Origin of the sequence: Virgibacillus natechei (assembly GCF_026013645.1) — a bacterium.
GTDB lineage: Bacteria > Bacillota > Bacilli > Bacillales > Amphibacillaceae > Virgibacillus_L > Virgibacillus_L natechei.
The window spans coordinates 86510-103930 of sequence record NZ_CP110224.1 but is presented as its reverse complement, the minus strand read 5'-3'; the positions used below and the strand labels follow the sequence as shown (position 1 = coordinate 103930).

The 17421-nt window shown below is 39.5% G+C and carries 17 protein-coding genes and 1 other RNA gene; 10 read left to right on the top strand and 8 right to left on the bottom strand.

Annotation, left to right across the window (positions count from 1 at the left end; all coding sequences use genetic code 11):
• The first annotated feature begins 37 nt into the window (after positions 1–37).
• The 3 genes from OLD84_RS00680 (at position 38) to OLD84_RS00670 (ending at position 3738) form a co-directional block, all read left to right on the top strand.
• Positions 38–187, top strand: coding sequence for a hypothetical protein (locus OLD84_RS00680; protein WP_209463439.1), 150 nt, complete (start codon positions 38–40; stop codon positions 185–187).
• Between the two features lie 719 nt (positions 188–906).
• Entirely contained in the window at positions 907–2706 is a 1800-nt protein-coding gene (ltrA, locus tag OLD84_RS00675) for a group II intron reverse transcriptase/maturase (RefSeq protein WP_209463438.1), read from the top strand.
• Between the two features lie 96 nt (positions 2707–2802).
• Positions 2803–3738: an Rpn family recombination-promoting nuclease/putative transposase gene (locus OLD84_RS00670; protein ID WP_209463437.1), complete on the top strand. Its 936-nt coding sequence runs from the start codon at positions 2803–2805 to the stop codon at positions 3736–3738.
• A 249-nt stretch (positions 3739–3987) separates the two neighbouring features.
• Here the strand turns inward: OLD84_RS00670 and OLD84_RS00665 are convergent, their stop codons facing one another.
• The 5 genes from OLD84_RS00665 to dnaX all read right to left on the bottom strand — a co-directional run bounded on the left by OLD84_RS00665 (position 3988) and on the right by dnaX (position 7562).
• Entirely contained in the window at positions 3988–4434 is a 447-nt protein-coding gene (locus OLD84_RS00665) for a hypothetical protein (protein WP_209463436.1), read from the bottom strand.
• A gap of 216 nt (positions 4435–4650) precedes the next feature.
• Positions 4651–4863: a YaaL family protein gene (locus OLD84_RS00660; RefSeq protein ID WP_209463435.1), complete on the bottom strand. Its 213-nt coding sequence runs from the start codon at positions 4861–4863 to the stop codon at positions 4651–4653.
• Between the two features lie 16 nt (positions 4864–4879).
• Positions 4880–5476, bottom strand: a complete 597-nt coding sequence (gene recR / locus OLD84_RS00655) for a recombination mediator RecR (protein WP_209463434.1) — start codon at positions 5474–5476, stop codon at positions 4880–4882.
• A 13-nt stretch (positions 5477–5489) separates the two neighbouring features.
• A complete protein-coding gene (locus tag OLD84_RS00650) occupies positions 5490–5804 on the bottom strand; it encodes a YbaB/EbfC family nucleoid-associated protein (RefSeq protein ID WP_209463433.1) in 315 nt (104 codons plus the stop codon).
• A gap of 54 nt (positions 5805–5858) precedes the next feature.
• On the bottom strand, positions 5859–7562 hold the full coding sequence (gene dnaX / locus OLD84_RS00645) for a DNA polymerase III subunit gamma/tau (RefSeq protein WP_209463432.1): 1704 nt from the start codon (positions 7560–7562) through the stop codon (positions 5859–5861).
• A gap of 479 nt (positions 7563–8041) precedes the next feature.
• On the opposite strand from dnaX, the gene OLD84_RS00640 reads away from it, so the two are divergent.
• The 3 genes from OLD84_RS00640 (at position 8042) to OLD84_RS00630 (ending at position 10693) form a co-directional block, all read left to right on the top strand.
• A complete protein-coding gene (locus tag OLD84_RS00640) occupies positions 8042–9133 on the top strand; it encodes an N-acetyltransferase DgcN family protein (RefSeq protein WP_209463431.1) in 1092 nt (363 codons plus the stop codon).
• A complete protein-coding gene (locus OLD84_RS00635; protein ID WP_209463430.1) occupies positions 9130–10263 on the top strand; it encodes an alanine/ornithine racemase family PLP-dependent enzyme in 1134 nt (377 codons plus the stop codon). The genes OLD84_RS00640 and OLD84_RS00635 overlap by 4 nt, the downstream gene beginning before the upstream one ends.
• A gap of 154 nt (positions 10264–10417) precedes the next feature.
• Entirely contained in the window at positions 10418–10693 is a 276-nt protein-coding gene (locus tag OLD84_RS00630; protein WP_209463429.1) for a hypothetical protein, read from the top strand.
• Between the two features lie 288 nt (positions 10694–10981).
• On the opposite strand, the gene ffs is transcribed toward OLD84_RS00630, so the two are convergent.
• Positions 10982–11247: signal recognition particle sRNA large type (gene ffs / locus OLD84_RS00625), an RNA gene on the bottom strand.
• A 214-nt stretch (positions 11248–11461) separates the two neighbouring features.
• Here ffs and OLD84_RS00620 point away from each other — a divergent pair.
• Together OLD84_RS00620 and OLD84_RS00615 are read left to right on the top strand one after the other, a co-directional pair.
• Positions 11462–12205: an SAM-dependent methyltransferase gene (locus OLD84_RS00620; RefSeq protein ID WP_209463428.1), complete on the top strand. Its 744-nt coding sequence runs from the start codon at positions 11462–11464 to the stop codon at positions 12203–12205.
• 229 nt (positions 12206–12434) lie between these two features.
• Positions 12435–13568, top strand: a complete 1134-nt coding sequence (locus OLD84_RS00615) for an Rpn family recombination-promoting nuclease/putative transposase (RefSeq protein WP_209463427.1) — start codon at positions 12435–12437, stop codon at positions 13566–13568.
• A 112-nt stretch (positions 13569–13680) separates the two neighbouring features.
• On the opposite strand, the gene tadA is transcribed toward OLD84_RS00615, so the two are convergent.
• Positions 13681–14145, bottom strand: a complete 465-nt coding sequence (gene tadA / locus OLD84_RS00610) for a tRNA adenosine(34) deaminase TadA (RefSeq protein ID WP_209463426.1) — start codon at positions 14143–14145, stop codon at positions 13681–13683.
• An 88-nt stretch (positions 14146–14233) separates the two neighbouring features.
• On the opposite strand from tadA, the gene OLD84_RS00605 reads away from it, so the two are divergent.
• Both OLD84_RS00605 and OLD84_RS00600 read left to right on the top strand, forming a co-directional pair.
• Positions 14234–14767: a cysteine hydrolase family protein gene (locus OLD84_RS00605; RefSeq protein ID WP_209463425.1), complete on the top strand. Its 534-nt coding sequence runs from the start codon at positions 14234–14236 to the stop codon at positions 14765–14767.
• 65 nt (positions 14768–14832) lie between these two features.
• On the top strand, positions 14833–16122 hold the full coding sequence (locus OLD84_RS00600) for a LysM peptidoglycan-binding domain-containing protein (RefSeq protein WP_209463424.1): 1290 nt from the start codon (positions 14833–14835) through the stop codon (positions 16120–16122).
• A 782-nt stretch (positions 16123–16904) separates the two neighbouring features.
• Here the strand turns inward: OLD84_RS00600 and OLD84_RS00595 are convergent.
• The gene (locus OLD84_RS00595) at positions 16905–17420 is read right to left on the bottom strand and encodes a type 1 glutamine amidotransferase domain-containing protein (RefSeq protein ID WP_209463423.1); all 516 of its coding nucleotides are present in this window, start codon (positions 17418–17420) and stop codon (positions 16905–16907) included.
• Position 17421 lies beyond the last annotated feature (1 nt).

The window sequence follows — 17421 nt, the reverse complement described above, 5'->3', positions numbered from 1 at the left end:
TCAGTAAGTCCTCACAATGCGCAAGGGATGTGTTAAAATGGCACTAGCTAAACTGCACTATCAAAAACCTACACATGACGCTATAATTTTCACGGTAAAAGAAGACCCCAATGATTATATCAAGAAGAAACAGGGAGAGAGGACAAAATTACTCAAACGCATACCATTAGAAAAACTGATGGATTAAAAAGTTGATTATGGTGTGACTTGTTCTGTTATAACTAGGAATTAAACTAGGAAATACAGGGGTTAAAAAATTCTTTTTAATCTAACTTTTTATTTGATGGATGGAATGCGAAAACCATGTTTTTCAAAACATCTACACTGATACTCCTACATGCGTTTAATCTGGACAGAGATTGATGGTGTGAAGCTAGGTAAAGTCGGCTGAAGCTGACCTAAAGCCATTGAGTCTGAAGAAGGTATGGTTAGTAATAAGCCGGGTGGCTATAAAACATCTATGGTGAGAATGACTAATTAAAGACTGACGAATTTCCGAATGTACGGGTCTAGACGATTACAGTAGATGAAAACTACTGCTAGTAATAAGCTAGGTGAGTTGATGAAAAGTAAGAATCGTAGTTATGAAATTCATCCAGCAAACAAAGGTGCTGCTAAATTCACAGGCTCAGAGGAAACACCTAAGGATATAATGGAAAGCTAAAATAAAAGGAACAAGGAAAGTAAGGGACGCTTAAAAGGTCTGTCAGCCAAGCGGTTACTATAAGGTGAAACGCCGAAATGTATTTGTCTTTACAAGAGTAGGGGTACGACCGTTGAAACTTCTGTAATGGAGGTGGAGGAACAACCCCAAGTCTTTTATTGTTCGATTGGTATTCTAAAAGTGAATTGCAGGGGTCTGGTCAGAAGATGGGAAATCATCTCTAAGAAAGGGGATGGTCCATTATGCAAACGCAATTACGATATTGGGAATATTACGGTCTAACAAACTGTTTTGATGAATTGTATGAACAGGCGAAAGCTGGGAACTCATTTAATAGATTATATGACAAGATAACTTCAAGAGAGAATATTTTATTAGCATATCGTACAATTAAGAATAACAAGGGTTCGAAAACAGCGGGGACAGACGGTCGTACAATTAACGACTTTAAGTCCATGTCGGAAGAGCAGCTTGTAAATTTAATTCAAAAAAGGGTTGCAAATTACCAACCTATGAAGGTGCGTAGAGTATATATTCCGAAAGCAAATGGAGATAAACGCCCTTTAGGTATACCAAGTATGAGTGACAGAATTATACAACAATCTATTAAACAATTTCTTGAACCTATATGTGAAGCTCAATTTTTTAAACATTCTTATGGATTTAGACCACTCCGCTCTACACATGATGCTATTGCAAGAATGAATCGTTTAATTAATCGAAGCAACTTACATTATGTAGTTGATATTGATATTAAAGGTTTCTTTGATAATGTGAACCATAGTTTATTATTAAAGCAACTATGGAATTTTGGTGTTCAGGATAGAAAAATTCTACGAATTATAAGCAAAATGTTGAAAGCGGAAATAGCTGGCGAAGGTGTGCCTTCGAAGGGCACCCCGCAGGGAGGTATTCTCTCCCCTTTACTATCAAATATTGTTTTACATGATGTGGACAAATGGGTTTCGGGTCAATGGGAATGTTTTGAAACCCATCATGAATATGCAAATATTAGCGGGAAATTTAAGGCTCTTAAAAAGACGGGTTTAAAAGAAGGATATATCGTCAGATATGCAGATGATTTCAAAATACTATGTAGAGATTGGAAAACTGCCCAAAAATGGTACCATGCGGTTGAACTTTATATAAACGAACGCTTAAAGTTAAACATTTCCGAGGAAAAGTCTCAAATTGTTAATTTAAGAAAACGAAGTTCGGAATTCTTAGGGTTTACAATTAGAGCTGTACAAAAAGGTAATAAACGAGTCGTTCACTCACGTCTGAGTAAAAAGAAAAAAGAAGCTTATAAAGCGGAAGGTTTAAAAAGAATCAAGCAACTTCAAAAAATACCAACTGCCAATAATGCAATGCTTTTTAACAGTTGGGTTTTAGGCATCCATAATTATAGCAAGGCAGCTACACATGTGTGTAAAGAATTTCGAGAAATTGCATATTGCCTAAGCAGAAGTTTATACAATCGCTTTAAACAAATTGGAGTATATGATTACCCTAATAGACCCCCTCCCACATACTCTAGGTATTATAAGACATCAATCAAGGCCTATAAAGTTAATGGAGTATACCTCTATCCTTTGGCAGATATTAAACACCAGATATTACGGAGTTTTTCTCAGTGGCAAACGCCATATACCGAAAAAGGAAGAGCAGGTATACATAAGAACATTAATATTGATGTATATCAGGAGATTATCAAACTAATGAAATCAAATATTTCCACAAGGAATATAGAATATATTGATAATCGTATTAGCAGATATAGTATGAGAAGTGGGAAATGCGAAATTACTGGAAGGTTTCTTCCAGCCGAACTGGTTCATTGTCATCACTATTTGCCAGTAAAGCTTGGTGGGCTTGATGTATTTAAGAATTTAAGAATCATCCATAAATCCTTACACGTACTCATTCATGCCACCAATAAAGCAACTATTAAAAAGTATATAGAAGAACAAAAAGTTGGTAGTGGGGACTTAGTAAAAATTAACATTTATCGTAAGATGTGTAACTTAGAATCTATCAGTTAAAAAAACAATTAAAAGATGGAACGCCGTGTGCGATGAAAGTCGCACGCACGGTGTGGGACAGGGGAAAAAGCGGAGATAACTTCAAAGCTTTACCTATTGTCATCATTTAAACAACTCTTTGGGAATGAAAAGAATAAAGCCATCACGGTCGTATTTTTAAACGCAATTCTTCAAAAAACAGGCAGAAGCCGGATCAAAGATATTTCATTTGCGAATACGGAATTAGGTGGGGAATATGTTGATGATAAGGAGTCAAGATTAGATTTAATGGTGGTTACGGATGCTGATGAATGGATTAATGTAGAAATGCAATTTGGGAATAAATACGATATGATTAACCGCTCTATCTTCTACTGGTCCAGGGCCTATCTAAACCCGCTTGGAAAAGGGATGTCCTATAAACAATTGCGCCCGGTCATTGCGATTAACATTCTTAATTTTGACCTTTTTAAACAAACAGAGCGCTTCCATACCTCCTATCATTTGTACGAGGATGAAGAGCAATTTGAGCTGACGGATATGATGGAATACCACTTTATAGAAATGGGGAAATTAATACAAGCTTGGAAAGACGACAAATTGGATCCATGGAATAGTGTTTTGGCCAGATGGCTCTTGATGCTTGGCATGGTTGATCACAGGAACAAGAAAATCTATGACGACATTTATGCGGAACTGGAGGAGATAGCCATGAAAGACGAATCATTGCGTGAAGCCTTCCAGAATTGGGAAGAGTTAAGCATGACGCAGGAACAAAAACTTGCTTATGAATCGCGTTTGAAACGTATTATGGATGAGGAATCTTTCCAACGTGATATGGATTTGCTTGCACAAGAGATAGAACGTGGTAAGGAAGAAATAAGGCAAAAAGAGAAAAAAATAAGTCAAATAAAAAAGGAAGCAGTAATGAAGTCAAAAAAAGCAACTGCCCGCCGACTCTTATTACATGGGATCGAAGTTGAACTTGTTGCCGAATCTACTGGTTTGCCCAGGGATAGAGTGATGGGAATACAGCGAGATTTGGAAAAATAATTGTCTATATGACATTTATGCTGAGTTGGAGGAAGTTTCCATGGATGATAAATGGTTACGCAGAGATTACCAAGATTTAAAAGAGTTAAGGGCGACGCTGCAACAGAGGGGGTTGACTGGATAGTACAACGTTTTCAAACGGAAAACTGGATGGATTGAATTGTAATATCTATTAAGAGGCCTTCCATTATCATACATCTGGTAAAGGAAGGCCTGTCACAGAGTTTTTTCATATTTATCATTAATAAGTTAGTTATTAGAAGGGTCTCTCCAATCAAGATCAGCATTGTCAATATATTCTATAAGCTCATTTTGACCGTTTACCTCATAATAATTACCACCCATTCCTATTTCATTTTCAGCAATGAAGAAAACTTGTCGAGTCTGAGATTCCTCCCTAAAGACTACTAAACTATATACCCAATCAACAGGTTGACTGGATACATGTTTCAACTCCATGCCTGATGGGGCATCGAGGAAGTGATAAATTTCTTCTTGTTCATCTAATACTACACTTTCATCACTTACTTGATTTCCGCTATGCTCATAAACAATAATTTCACTGATTTCTCCAAACTCATCAGCCAAATCTGAAATTTCCTCTTCAAAAGTTGTGGAATTCATGAAGTTAACAATAAGAAACGCACCAAGTCCAATAACAATGATAGGAATCAAAATCATCAGCCATTTTTTCATAATAGGTTATGCCCCTTTCTATTATGGTGTTATCCTCAATCGGTAAATTTAGAGCAAAGATATTATCATACTAACATTGATCACCACTCCAAAAAGAATGTCACTTCCAAAAGAAAATTTCACTTGAGATTACCACCACATTAAGTAAAGTGAAAAAGACAAGGGAAAGTAATCCTACACCCCTTGCCTTAGCTGTCCTATCTATTAATCTATCAATCACACCCGCTGTAGCGCGCTAACCTTTCGATGCCTTGCTTCACGCAGTAAAAATAAATACTTAGCCTGTGCCAGTGCTTCCATCTGGTGGCTGCTGTGTGAGGGTTCAATGCTTTTCTCTACAATCGACTCGATTTGCTTCCATTCACGTTCCAACGTAAAAATGGCATCTAACAATTCCCCGTCCACATCTTTTTTGTTTATTTTCCCCATGTCCTTCACCTAACTCCTATAGATCTCTTCTACCCTCTAATGCCTTTGATAATGTTACTTCATCCGCATACTCTAAATCTCCACCAACGGGTAGACCATGTGCAATTCGTGTCGTTTTAATCCCGGATGGTCTAACAAGACGTGAAATATACATAGCTGTAGCTTCCCCTTCAATGTTTGGGTTTGTTGCTAAGATCAGTTCTTTCACTTCTTCATCTTTTAAACGAGTAATCAAATCAGGAACATTGATGTCTTCCGGGCCAATTCCATCCATAGGAGATATAGCACCGTGAAGAACATGGTATTTTCCATGGAATTCTTTCATCTTTTCCATCGCAATGACGTCTTTTGGATCCTGCACGACACAAATAATGGATTGATCACGTGACGTGTCCTGGCAAATGGCGCATGGATCCTGATCGGTAATATGGCCGCACGTGGAGCAATGTGTTAGCTCCCGCTTTGCACTTACCAAGTTTTTCGCAAAATCCATGACATCATCATCTTTCATATTTAATACAAAAAAAGCCAGACGGACTGCCGTTTTCGGTCCGATCCCCGGCAATTTTGTAAAACTGTCAATCAGTTTAGAAATCGGTTCTGGATAATACATCAGGTTGCGCCTCCTAGAACATTCCCGGCATGTTTAGCCCTTTCGTGAATTGTCCCATTGTGTCATTTGTTTTGTCCTCAATTTGTTTAAGCACATCATTCGTTGCTGCAAGAACAAGGTCTTGTAACATTTCGACATCATCAGAATCGACGACTTCTTCCTTAATTTGAACATCGATAATTTCCTTTTTCCCGTTTGCAGTCACGGTAACCATTCCGCCACCTGCAGACGCCTCGAAACTTAACTCATGCAGTTCTTCTTGTGCCTTCGTCATTTGCTTTTGCATCTTTTGCATTTGCTTCATCATATTATTCATATTTCCCTTCATGGAAAATACCTCCTTTACGTAATTTGCTTATTTTCTCCAGATACATGGGTTCATTTAATCATGTATTTCCAGTAGATCGTCTCCCACAAGCTTTCTTGCTTCTTCCACAAACGGATCTGCTTGCACTTCTTCCTCTTCCTGAGGGTTCGATTCTGTCTTCTCTTGATTATTGATATATTCCGTGCGTAACTGAGTCCAATCTTTTTCTGGGATTGCAATGATGGTTACACTTTTATCCATCACACTTACGAGTACGGATTCAATTGTTTCCTGGTTATCTAGAAACAAGGAACAATGTATTTCATATTTAAAGGACACGACAAGTGCTTGATTAGATGCAGCAACTGGTTTACTATCCTGAATGGTAGCATGTGCAGGTGCATTTGTCGTCTTTAACTTGCTTAAAAAGTTCGCCCATTGTGACTGTACATTTTTAAGTTCCGCCTTTTCAGCTTGTCTCAGTACATCTCGAATTCGTTCAATGGGTATTTTATAACTGTTTTTCGCCCCTCTGGATTGTGGTTTTCGTTGTTCCCGTTGTTGGGGTGCTGGCTGCGCATGCTCAACAGGCTTTTCTTTTAACATGGTTAGTTCTTTTTCCAATTGTGCCATTTTATTCGTTAACCTTGTAACCGCCTCGGAATCAATACTACTAGCTGTCTGTTCTTGTTCATGATACCGATTTGTAATGGTTAATAGTGCAATTTCAATAAATACTTTCGGGCTATTCGTCCATTTAATTTCCTGCTGACACTGATTTAATTGCATAATCGCATCTTGTATCCAGTCTATCGATACAGATTCAGTCAGCGCTTGGAAACTTTCACCCACTCTTGCTCGCTCCAATAGTCCCTCCAAGGATGGTGAGCTTTTATATAATAATAGATCACGCATAAAGTATATCAGATCATACACGAAACGTCCTGGATCTTTTCCGCTTTGGATTAATGTATCTAAGCGCCCGAGAGCGTGCTGCACATCCTTTTCATGCATTGCTTTTACCATATCTGTCAGGATTTCCTGAGAAACGCCGCCGGTTACAGCTAACACGTCATCTAATTCAACGGTTTCCTCACTGTACGAAATAGCCTGATCGAGAATACTTAATGCATCACGCATCCCACCTTCTGCAGTTAAAGCAACAGTTTCCATTGCATCAGATGAAACGGAAATGTCCTCTGCTTCAAGGATTGTATGCATACGATCAACAATCGATTGATTGGAAATCGGCTTAAAGTCAAAGCGCTGACACCTGGAAAGAATCGTTAGTGGAATTTTATGCGGTTCTGTTGTTGCTAAAATAAATACAACATGATTCGGTGGTTCCTCAAGCGTTTTTAACAGCGCATTGAATGCACTCGTTGAGATCATGTGCACTTCATCAATAATATATACTTTATATGGAACTGAGCTTGAAGCATATTTTACTTTATCACGGATATCACGAATATCCTCAACGCTCGTGTTAGATGCGGCATCAATTTCAATGACATCTGAAATTGAACCATCTTGAATGCCACGACATGCATCACATTCATTGCATGGCTCATTCACAGGCGAATGCTCACAGTTGATTGTTTTCGCGAAAATCTTCGCGGCACTTGTTTTCCCGGTCCCCCTCGGGCCAGAAAAAAGGTACGCATGTGAAAACTTCTCCTGCGAAATCGCATTCTGAAGTGTACGTGTAATATGTGTTTGTCCCACAACGTCAGCAAAGTTTCTTGGCCGCCAGACGCGGTATAACGCTTGATAACTCATAGTATATTTTCCCCTTTAGGATCTCTCTTGCAATTATACCCGATTTAAGGGGTAAATGTGAACCTTGAGGGTAAAACATTTATGAAAGTTCGAGGTAATGCCCTTTTTGGGAGTTTATTCGATTGTAGATTCTAAACAGAGCTGTTTCTAATAGAACATTATCGTTATTGGATCGATCATTATTTGCTGAGCAGCAATTCTAATCAATGGAATAATTGCACCTTTTTTAAAGATATCTAAATATTAATTTTCTTGCTAATTATCACCAAATTTTTTCAAATTCGTTAAACTATGCTATACTGGGTGATAGGGAGTAAAACTGGATACAGCAAAAGAACACCTTGGACTTTTTCAGCGTCTTGGCAATCGCCTACCAGCCCTCGAAAATATTACAAAGGTGTTTTTTATGTATCTAAATGGAATTTTTTTACTTTATACCCATAATAATAGAAACATGAACACTAATGGAGGTAAGGTCGATGAAAGAAACTGCAATTATTTATTGTGAAAACAACTTCGGGAAAATGGACGGAAAGACAGCTAACGGACTGGTTAGAAGTTCGAGAAAATATCAAATTCAAGGTGTCATTGACAGTACGAAGGTTGGCATGGATACAGGTGAATTACTAAGTGGAGAGAAAAACGGTATTCCTGTATTCGCAAGTCTCGATCATGCGCTTAAGAATTTACCCACAACACCTGCCCAATTTATATATGGGATAGCCCCATCTGAAGCCTTTCTGAAAAGTGATGAAAGAAACATCGTCTTACGTGCCATGGAAAACGGAATGAATATTGTAAACACACTCCATGAATTCTTTACAGATGATGAAGAGTTTGTAAAGCACTCCAAACAATTTAACGTTACGATTACGGACGTAAGAAAGCCTCCCCACAAAAAAGATATGCATCTTTTCACAGGGCGAATCCTACACATCGAAACCCCTGTCATAACAATACTTGGAACAGACAGCGCCATCGGCAAACGAACCACATCCGTTCTGCTAGAAGAAGCTTTAAACAAAAAAGGTATAAAGACTGCCTTTATAACAACAGGGCAAACTGGATTAATCCAAGGTGCAAAATACGGTATTGCGGTAGACGCACTTCCTTCCCAATTCATTACAGGTGAAATAGAGAATGAAATTATGAAAGCGCATGATACGGAAAATCCCGACATTATCATTGTTGAAGGACAAGGCGCATTAAGTCACCCTGCCTATATTAGCTCCAATGCAATTATAAGAGGATCGAGGCCTGGGGCGGTTATTGTTCAGCACGCTCCAAAACGTAAATTCCTTGGCGATTTTAATTTTATGGAAATGCCAACCTTAAAAGGTGAAATAGAGCTTATTGAGGCCTACTCAAAAATATCAAAGGTCATCGCCACTACGATCAACCATGAAGATATGACGGATAAAGAGGTTGAAGAAGAAATCAAACAAAATGAAACACAATTGAATTTGCCATCAACGGATGTTCTCACCCATGGATGCGATAAGTTAATAGATAGCATTTTCAAAAGCTACCCCGAACTTAAAGGCAAACAGAAGAAAGTGCTTGTTAATTGAGCCAACTTGGTACACCTAGAATTGAAATCAACCTTGCAAAAATCGCACATAATGCAAAAAATTTAGTCCGATTATATGACTCAAAAGGTATCGGGATCATGGCCGTTACGAAAACAGTTTGTGGAGAACCTGCTGTTGCTAACGCTCTTGTAAATCAAGGCATCCATACGCTTGCAGATTCCAAATTGAAAAATATAAAGAGAATGCGCGAAGCAGGTATCACCGCACAATTTGTTCTACTACGGTCACCAGCTATTAGTGAGGTAAGCTCTGTTATTAAACACGTTGACATCAGCATGAATACAGAATTAGCCGTCATTAAAAAACTTTCAGCAAAAGCTATTGATTCCAATATCCGCCATAAAATTATCCTTATGATAGAGATGGGAGACCTACGCGAAGGTATTATGCCCGACACACTTGAGGAATTCATTAAAGAAGTATTGAACCTATCCGGGATTGAAATTGTTGGTATAGGCGCGAACTTTGCTTGCTTTGGTGGTGTAAAACCAAGTGGAGAAAACATACGCCAATTATCTTCACTGGCGGAAACCATGGAGGAAAAATTCAGGTTACCTCTTTCCTTTGTATCAGGAGGTAACTCAGCTAATTACAATTGGTTCATGTCCACCTCTGACACGGAGAAAATCAATAACCTAAGACTTGGTGAGTCTATCTATTTGGGACGTGAAACACTAAATCGAATGGTGATACCTGGTTTATATACAGATGCTTTTACATTGGTTTCAGAGATCATTGAATTAAAATCAAAACCATCCGTTCCCTATGGAGAAATAGGTCAGGATGCATTTGGCAAGCGCCCTCAATTTCAAGATATCGGACAAATGAAAAGGGCTATTATGGGAGTAGGATCTCAAGATATCCTCGTATCAGGGCTTACACCAAGATTAGATATTGATATTATTGGATCAAGCAGTGACCACACTGTTCTTAACATGAAGAAAGCAAATTTAAAAGTAGGAGACGAGTTGCGATTTGACCTTAATTATGGTGCACTCCTTTTAGCCATGACATCACCCTATGTTTCAAAAGAATATGTCGGAACTTACAAAATATATAAGGATCGTATTGGTAAAAGACCTGCACTTGAAATAGAAATGTTTAAGTAAAACTTAGCGACGTTAGAAATTCTTATGGATTTGGAGTAACTTTTAGGCGAATTGCCGAATCCCGCACTCACGACGCACAAATGTTTTCGGTGGGGCGAGCATTTACGCACAGCTCCAGGACGTGACGGGTTTAGCCAGTGAGCATTTTCCCTATTTGCCAAAAAAAGAACCTGTATCTAGATTCAGTCTAAATACAGGCTCTTTAACTATTTCAGTTTTACGACTATCTATTGCGATTACGGTTACGGTTGCGATTATTATTGTTGTTATCGTTGTTGTTATTATTGTTATCTTGATTATCATCAAGAAATTCGTTAGCGAACTCGACGTTGTTTACTTCATTGTTATTATCGTTATTGTTACGATTGTTGTTACGGTTGTTATTACGGTTGTTATTACGGTTGTTGTTATTGTTATCTGCCATCGGTAAAACACTCCTCAATTTTTTGTTAAGTGAATTACAAAATCAAATTTCGATTTGTAACTACTCACAACCTCTATTCTTTCCCTGTTATAAAAAACAATCCTTGAATTATATTGACAACATATACCTTTTTATTTACATTTTATCATTTATAAATGTCTCTTTACTGGAAAAAATAAAAATGGATTAGATATGCGAAAAAGCGGAGTGTATTTGACACGGTGCATGAGAGTTACAAACACAGAAAAACCCTTGCCAATTCGACATTGACAAGGGTTCCTTCCATTATGTATGCCGTGCACCCACCGTTGATGTGACGTCCCTATGCGTTACTTAAGTTCATGGCTCTACCCAGGCTTCCCCGCGGCACACAGAAAGCACCACTTACTGCTGCTTCCTTCCGGACCTGACAGAATTCATGGGTTCCTGTTGCGCAGGACCTAAGTGTCAACACCACTCCCTTAAGGCAGACCATAAAGACGCCTCACCTCGGGTGGGAATTCGACCTCGCTATAGCGGATTGCGAGTACAGGGCACCGCTACCTCCCCGCTTAGCACGACAATATCAATTATAACTATTTTAAGGAGAAAATGCAATGATGTTTAGGTGCAAATTTATGGAAATGAAATGTTGACTCTACTTGCGAAATAGCATTTAATATGGAGTATGAATATTTTTACTTTTTAAACACCGGGAGAGTCTATGTTATTTTATAATTCATTGGTCTGAACTCTCTATGAAATATGGAAATATAAAGAAGGAGAGCGATCAGCATGGAATGGATTCATCAATTTTACGAAAAGCAATTTCAACTAATGAAAGGTAATGGTTCAGGGATAGAGGCAAACCATGAAGAAAAACTAAATAAGGTAGAAACTTTTGCTGATCGGCCATTCCGTTCCATTTTAGAGTTAGGTGCCGGTTCGGGCGAATTTTCGGTAACAGCTGCCAAGAGGGGATATAATGTTACAGCAGTGGAATTAGTGCCTACATTAGTGAAGCATATGAGAAAATTACAGCAAGAGTACGTACTAAAAGGGAAGCTTTCAACTGTATGTGATGATTTTTATCAACTTGAACTCTCTGAAACGTATGATGTAGTTTGTTATTTAGATGGATTTGGGATTGGAGGGGATCAGGACCAGAGACGGTTACTAAAGCGAATCAGTGAGTGGCTGAATTCAGATGGCTGTGCGTTAATTGATATTTATACTCCGTGGTACTGGTCGAGTAATGCAGGGCAGGAAATGAAGTTCGGTTCTGCTTCTAGAAAATATAATTATGATTTTGCTGGCTCTCGAATGCTTGATACATGGTTTGATTCCGATAATAAGCAGATAACACAATCCTTGAAATGTTACTCTCCCAAAGATTTACAGCTGTTACTGGAAACTACGGGGCTAAAGCTAGTCGATATACAGCCAGGTGGAGCGATGGATTATGAAACCTGGGAATACTGGGAAAATGCACCTTTGGGTGAGGCGATGTCTTATATGGCTAAGTTGGTGAAAGGGTAGGAATAAGCAGCCTTCATCAAATAATTTTGACGATAGTGATTTAAAACTCGACTCGGCTTTTACGATTACCCTAGATAGGCTCGAATTTGCCCCCAGCCTACCGTCCTCTTGGGTAAATCAACATTTGAGATTAACAAGGTGAAGCGCTTGTTAATATGTCTGAATTTTGATATAATACAATTAGTTAGACACCTCGGTAAGTCTTCACATAACCAAAGGAAGTGTTGGAATGACACTGGCTGGACCACATGATAAAAAAACCACTGATTATACTACAGTTACTCAAGTAAGAGAAGACCGAACTGAATACTCCAAGCAAAAACGCAAAAGATCACAGTTACTAAAACGCATACCGCTAGAACAACTGATGGACTTAAAGGTGGATTTCGCCTTCAAGCAACTCTTTGGAAATGAAAAAAACAAAGATATTACGGTTGTATTTTTGAATGCGATCTTGCAAACAACAGGTAGGAACTCCATTAAAGATATTTTATTTACGAATATAGAGTTAGGCGGAGAATATGTTGATGATAAACAGTCAAGATTGGATTTGTTAGTCATTACGGATGCGAATGAGCGTATCAACGTCGAAATTCAATTTTCGGATCAACACAACATGATCAAACGTTCTATCTACTATTGGTCCAAAGTATACTCAGAGCCACTTGAAAAGGGTATGGGATATACGGAGCTGAATCCCGTAATCGCAATAAATATTCTTAACTACAAGCTCTTTGATCAAACAGAACGTTTTCATACGTCCTATCATCTGTATGAAGATGAAGACCTATTCAAACTGACGAATGTGATGGAATTTCATTTTATTGAGATGGGCAAGTTAATAAAGGCCTGGAAAAATGACGATCTAAATCCATGGAGCAGCGTGTTAGCAAGATGGCTTTTGATGCTTGGCATGGTTGATCATAAAAACAAGAAAGTTTACGATGATATTTATAAGGAACTGGAGGCTATTGCCATGAATGACGAGACATTGTATAAAGCTTTCGAGCACTGGGAAGAATTGAGCACTACTCAGGAACAAAGGCTTGCATATGAATCCCGCTTCAAACAGATTATGGATGACGAAGCAGGACGACGGGATGTCCAATTATGGGCACAGCGACAAGTAGAGGAAGCTGAACAAAAGGCTAAGGAAGTAGAAGAAAGGGCTGAGGAAAGGGCTGAGGAAAGGGCTGAGGAAAGGGCTGAGGAAAAAGCCGAGGAAATGGCTGAGGAAAGATTAGGTGAAGTTGCCCACAGACTTTTGGCAAAAGGCATGGGTGTTGAATTTGTGGTGGAATCCACTGGCCTTACGGAAGATAAAGTTATTAAAATTCACCATGGTATGCAAAATAAAAGGTAAGTATTAATTCATTGTATTATCTTTAAAATTGAACAAATGACCATTAAATATGTACAGTTCATCGCTATTTTGAAGCTGTACATATTCTTTCTAGATTGAGAAGGATTAGCCTTTATTCTTTCCCCTTCTTCCTCCTAAGCTCCCTAAAAAAAGCCGTCAACAACTGTCCACACTCCTCTTCCAGCACGCCGCGCGTTACCTCCACCTGATGATTGAACCGCTCCTCATCCAGCAGATTCATTAACGTGCCCCCGCAGCCTGCTTTCGGGTCAGGTGCACCGTAGACAACGCGCTTTATTCGTGATTGTACAATTGCGCCTGCACACATCGGGCAGGGCTCAAGCGTCACATATAATGTACAATCCTCCAAGCGCCAGCTGCCGATTTTCCTGTTTGCTTCTTGGATAGCAATCAGCTCAGCATGGGACAGGGTTTCTTGTGACGTTTCGCGCACATTATATCCAGTGGCGATTACTTCACCTTCATATACAATGACTGCGCCAATCGGAACTTCATCTATTTCACGTGCCTTTTTAGCTTCTTCCATCGCTACATGTATGAATTTTTCGTCTGTCATATTGGTCACAACATTTCTGTAATAGTTTTTAAAAGAGGAAAAAGGGAATAATACTACCCATACGTTTCTATTCATAAAGGAGAATTCGATGAAACAATCACTTGAAAATACGGCTGTGTTATTTGTCGATGTTATTAACGACTTTGACTTTGATGGTGGGGAGAATCTGCTGAAACATACCGACGAAATTTTGCCAAACATGAAAAAATTAAGGGATTTTGCCAAGAAAAATAATTTGCCTACAATCTATATTAATGACCATTATGGCTTATGGCAAGCCGATTTCAATAAAATTATCGACCGCTGTAAAAATGAACGAAGCAAACAGGTTATTGACACATTAAAGCCTGACAAAGATGACTATTTTATCATTAAACCACAACACTCAGCATTTTTCCAGACACCGCTCCAATCCTTGCTAAATGAATTAAATAAGACGCATCTTATTATGGCTGGCATTGCTGGAGATATATGTATTTTATTTACGGCAAAAGATGCGTACATGTACGACTTTGATATGCACATTCCAGAAAATTGCATGGCTTCTGAGGAAAAGGAAGGGAGTGAATATGCGTTATACCTCATGCGAACCGTGATGAAGGCAAATATCGAACCAATTTAACAGTTATATCTTATTACTTCTCCTCATAAAGTGATAGTAACACGTCACATAAAGGAGGAGATTTTTTGCAAATACATGTTGTGCAACAGGGAGATACGTTAACTGCGATAGCCAATACGTACAATACAACGACGACTGCACTGACAGATGCAAATGAGCTAACTGCCCCTGATAATCTTGTTATCGGGCAGACAATTGTCGTCCCTATTGTTGGCCAATTTTATTTCGTTCAACCTAATGACAGTCTTTATTCAATTGCACAGCAGTTTGATATGTCCTATCAGGAATTAGCACAACTAAATAATTTCCCTGTAGGTAATATACTGCCGGTTGGATACCGATTATATATCCCACCTAGACCAACAAGGGCTATTACAACGAATGCCTATGTTGAACCGATGGGCGATGCCGTTTCGGAAACACTGGAAAACGCCACATCGAAAAATGCACCCTATTTAACCTATCTTGCGCTTTTCAGCTACAATGTTAATCGTGATGGAACGCTAACAGCACCTCCGCTTGGTAACCTGCCACAAATTGCAAATAACAATAATGCGTCTCTCATGCTTGTTGTCACTAATTTGGAAGAGGGCGCGTTCAGTGCTGAATTAGGCCATATCATTTTAACGGTTCAAGCTGTTCAAAACACATTGATAGACAGTGTGATTAATACAGCAACGACGGCTGGGTTTACAGATATACATTTCGATTTTGAATTTTTACCGCCAGACGATAGAGAAGCATATAATAATTTCCTGCGAACCGCCAAACAACGTATAGCTAATGCAGGCTTATTAATGTCTACTGCATTAGCACCTAAAACCGATCCTGAACAAGAAGGGGCATGGTATGAAGCCCATGACTACGCAGCTCACGGGGAAATTGCTGATTTTGTCGTATTAATGACGTATGAATGGGGGTATGGTGGTGGCCCCGCAATGGCTGTCTCCCCCATCGACCAGGTTCGTGAAGTAGTAGAGTTTGCCCTATCCGTAATGCCTTCTGAAAAAATCTTACTCGGCCAAAACTTATATGGATATGATTGGACGCTACCATTTGAAGAAGGGGGAGAACTAGCTGAAGCCATCAGTCCACAACAAGCGATAACAAGAGCCCGTGAACAAAACGTAGCAATTGAATTTGACCAGACAGCACACGCACCATTTTATTTATATACAGATGCACAAGGAAACCGACATGAGGTATGGTTTGAAGATGCTAGGTCGATCCAGGCAAAGTTCGATTTGATTCGTGAATTGGACCTGCTTGGAATTGCTTATTGGAAGCTGGGTCTGGCCTTTCCGCAGAACTGGCTATTACTACAGGATCAATTTAACATTACAAAACTTGAATAGAGAACAAAAGCGCAAGCGCCCGTTTAGCAACGTACAAACTGCGCCCGCGCATCGCGGGTGGTTCAACGTTGCCACGCAAAGTGGCGGTTTTAGTTGAACTTCCACCCCGCAATGAGATTAGATGAACTTGACTTATCGCCAGTAGTGGCGAAAGTCAAAGTGAATCTTATGCTTGGAAAGCGAAAAGGAAACATGCCCCTTCATAGGGGTATGCCGACGCCTGAGCGCAAGCCCGGTTTTAGTCGGCCTTCCTTAAACGAAGGGAGTAGATGTTGACTTTCACCGCAAGGGTATAAGTGCGACTAAGCCTCTGGCGGAGCCAATCGGCAAGTCTTCTTTTCACCTACAGGGCATAAGTGCGACTTTACTTCTGCCTACGCCTCCGGCTTGGCAATCAGTAAGTCTTCTTTTCACCCACAGGGCATAAGTGCGACTTTACTTCTGCCTACGCCTCCGGCTTGGCAATCAGTAAGTCTTCTTTTCACCCACAGGGCATAAGTGCGACTTTACTTCTGCCTACGCCTCCGGCTTGGCAATCAGTAAGTCTTCTTTTCACCCACAGGGCATAAGTGCGACTTTACTTCTGCCTACGCCTCCGGCTTGGCAATCAGTAAGTCTTCTTTATCGTAGTGGAGGAGTGTGAAGTTTGATAGTTGCTGGGCGCTGGAGCTGGACGTGGATATTCCAGCATATAAGTTATCCCCCAGCATTTAAATTCTATAGTTTCCTATGCAATTAGAAAAACCCCCTAACCGCTAACTTGCGATTAGGGGGTTTTATACTTATTTGAGTAGGTTAACCGATTCACGATTAAATGCTGGAATGTCATCTGGCTGACGACTTGTTACCAATTGGTTCTGACAAACAACGACCTCTTTATCAACTACTTTCGCACCAGCATATTCCATGTCAACCTGAATGGATTTAAATCCAGTTGCATCACGGCCTTCTAACGTTTTTGCTGTGATTAATAATTGTGGTCCATGGCAAATAGCGAAGACAGGTTTCTTCTCATCCATGAAATGCTTGGCAAATTTTACAAACCGGTCGTCTGCACGTAATTGATCCGGTGAGAAACCACCTGGAATAAATAATGCGTCAAAATCACTCGGATTTACGTCATCGATCCCCTGATCAATGGTAACTTTTGTGTCGTCACTTTTTCCTGTTACATCTTTTCCTTTTTCCTTTTCAATTGTAATAACCTCATGTCCATCATCCTTAAAAGCCTTGACTGGATCTGTATATTCAACATCCTCGAATAAATCTGTGATGACGGTTGCTATTTTCTTACCCATA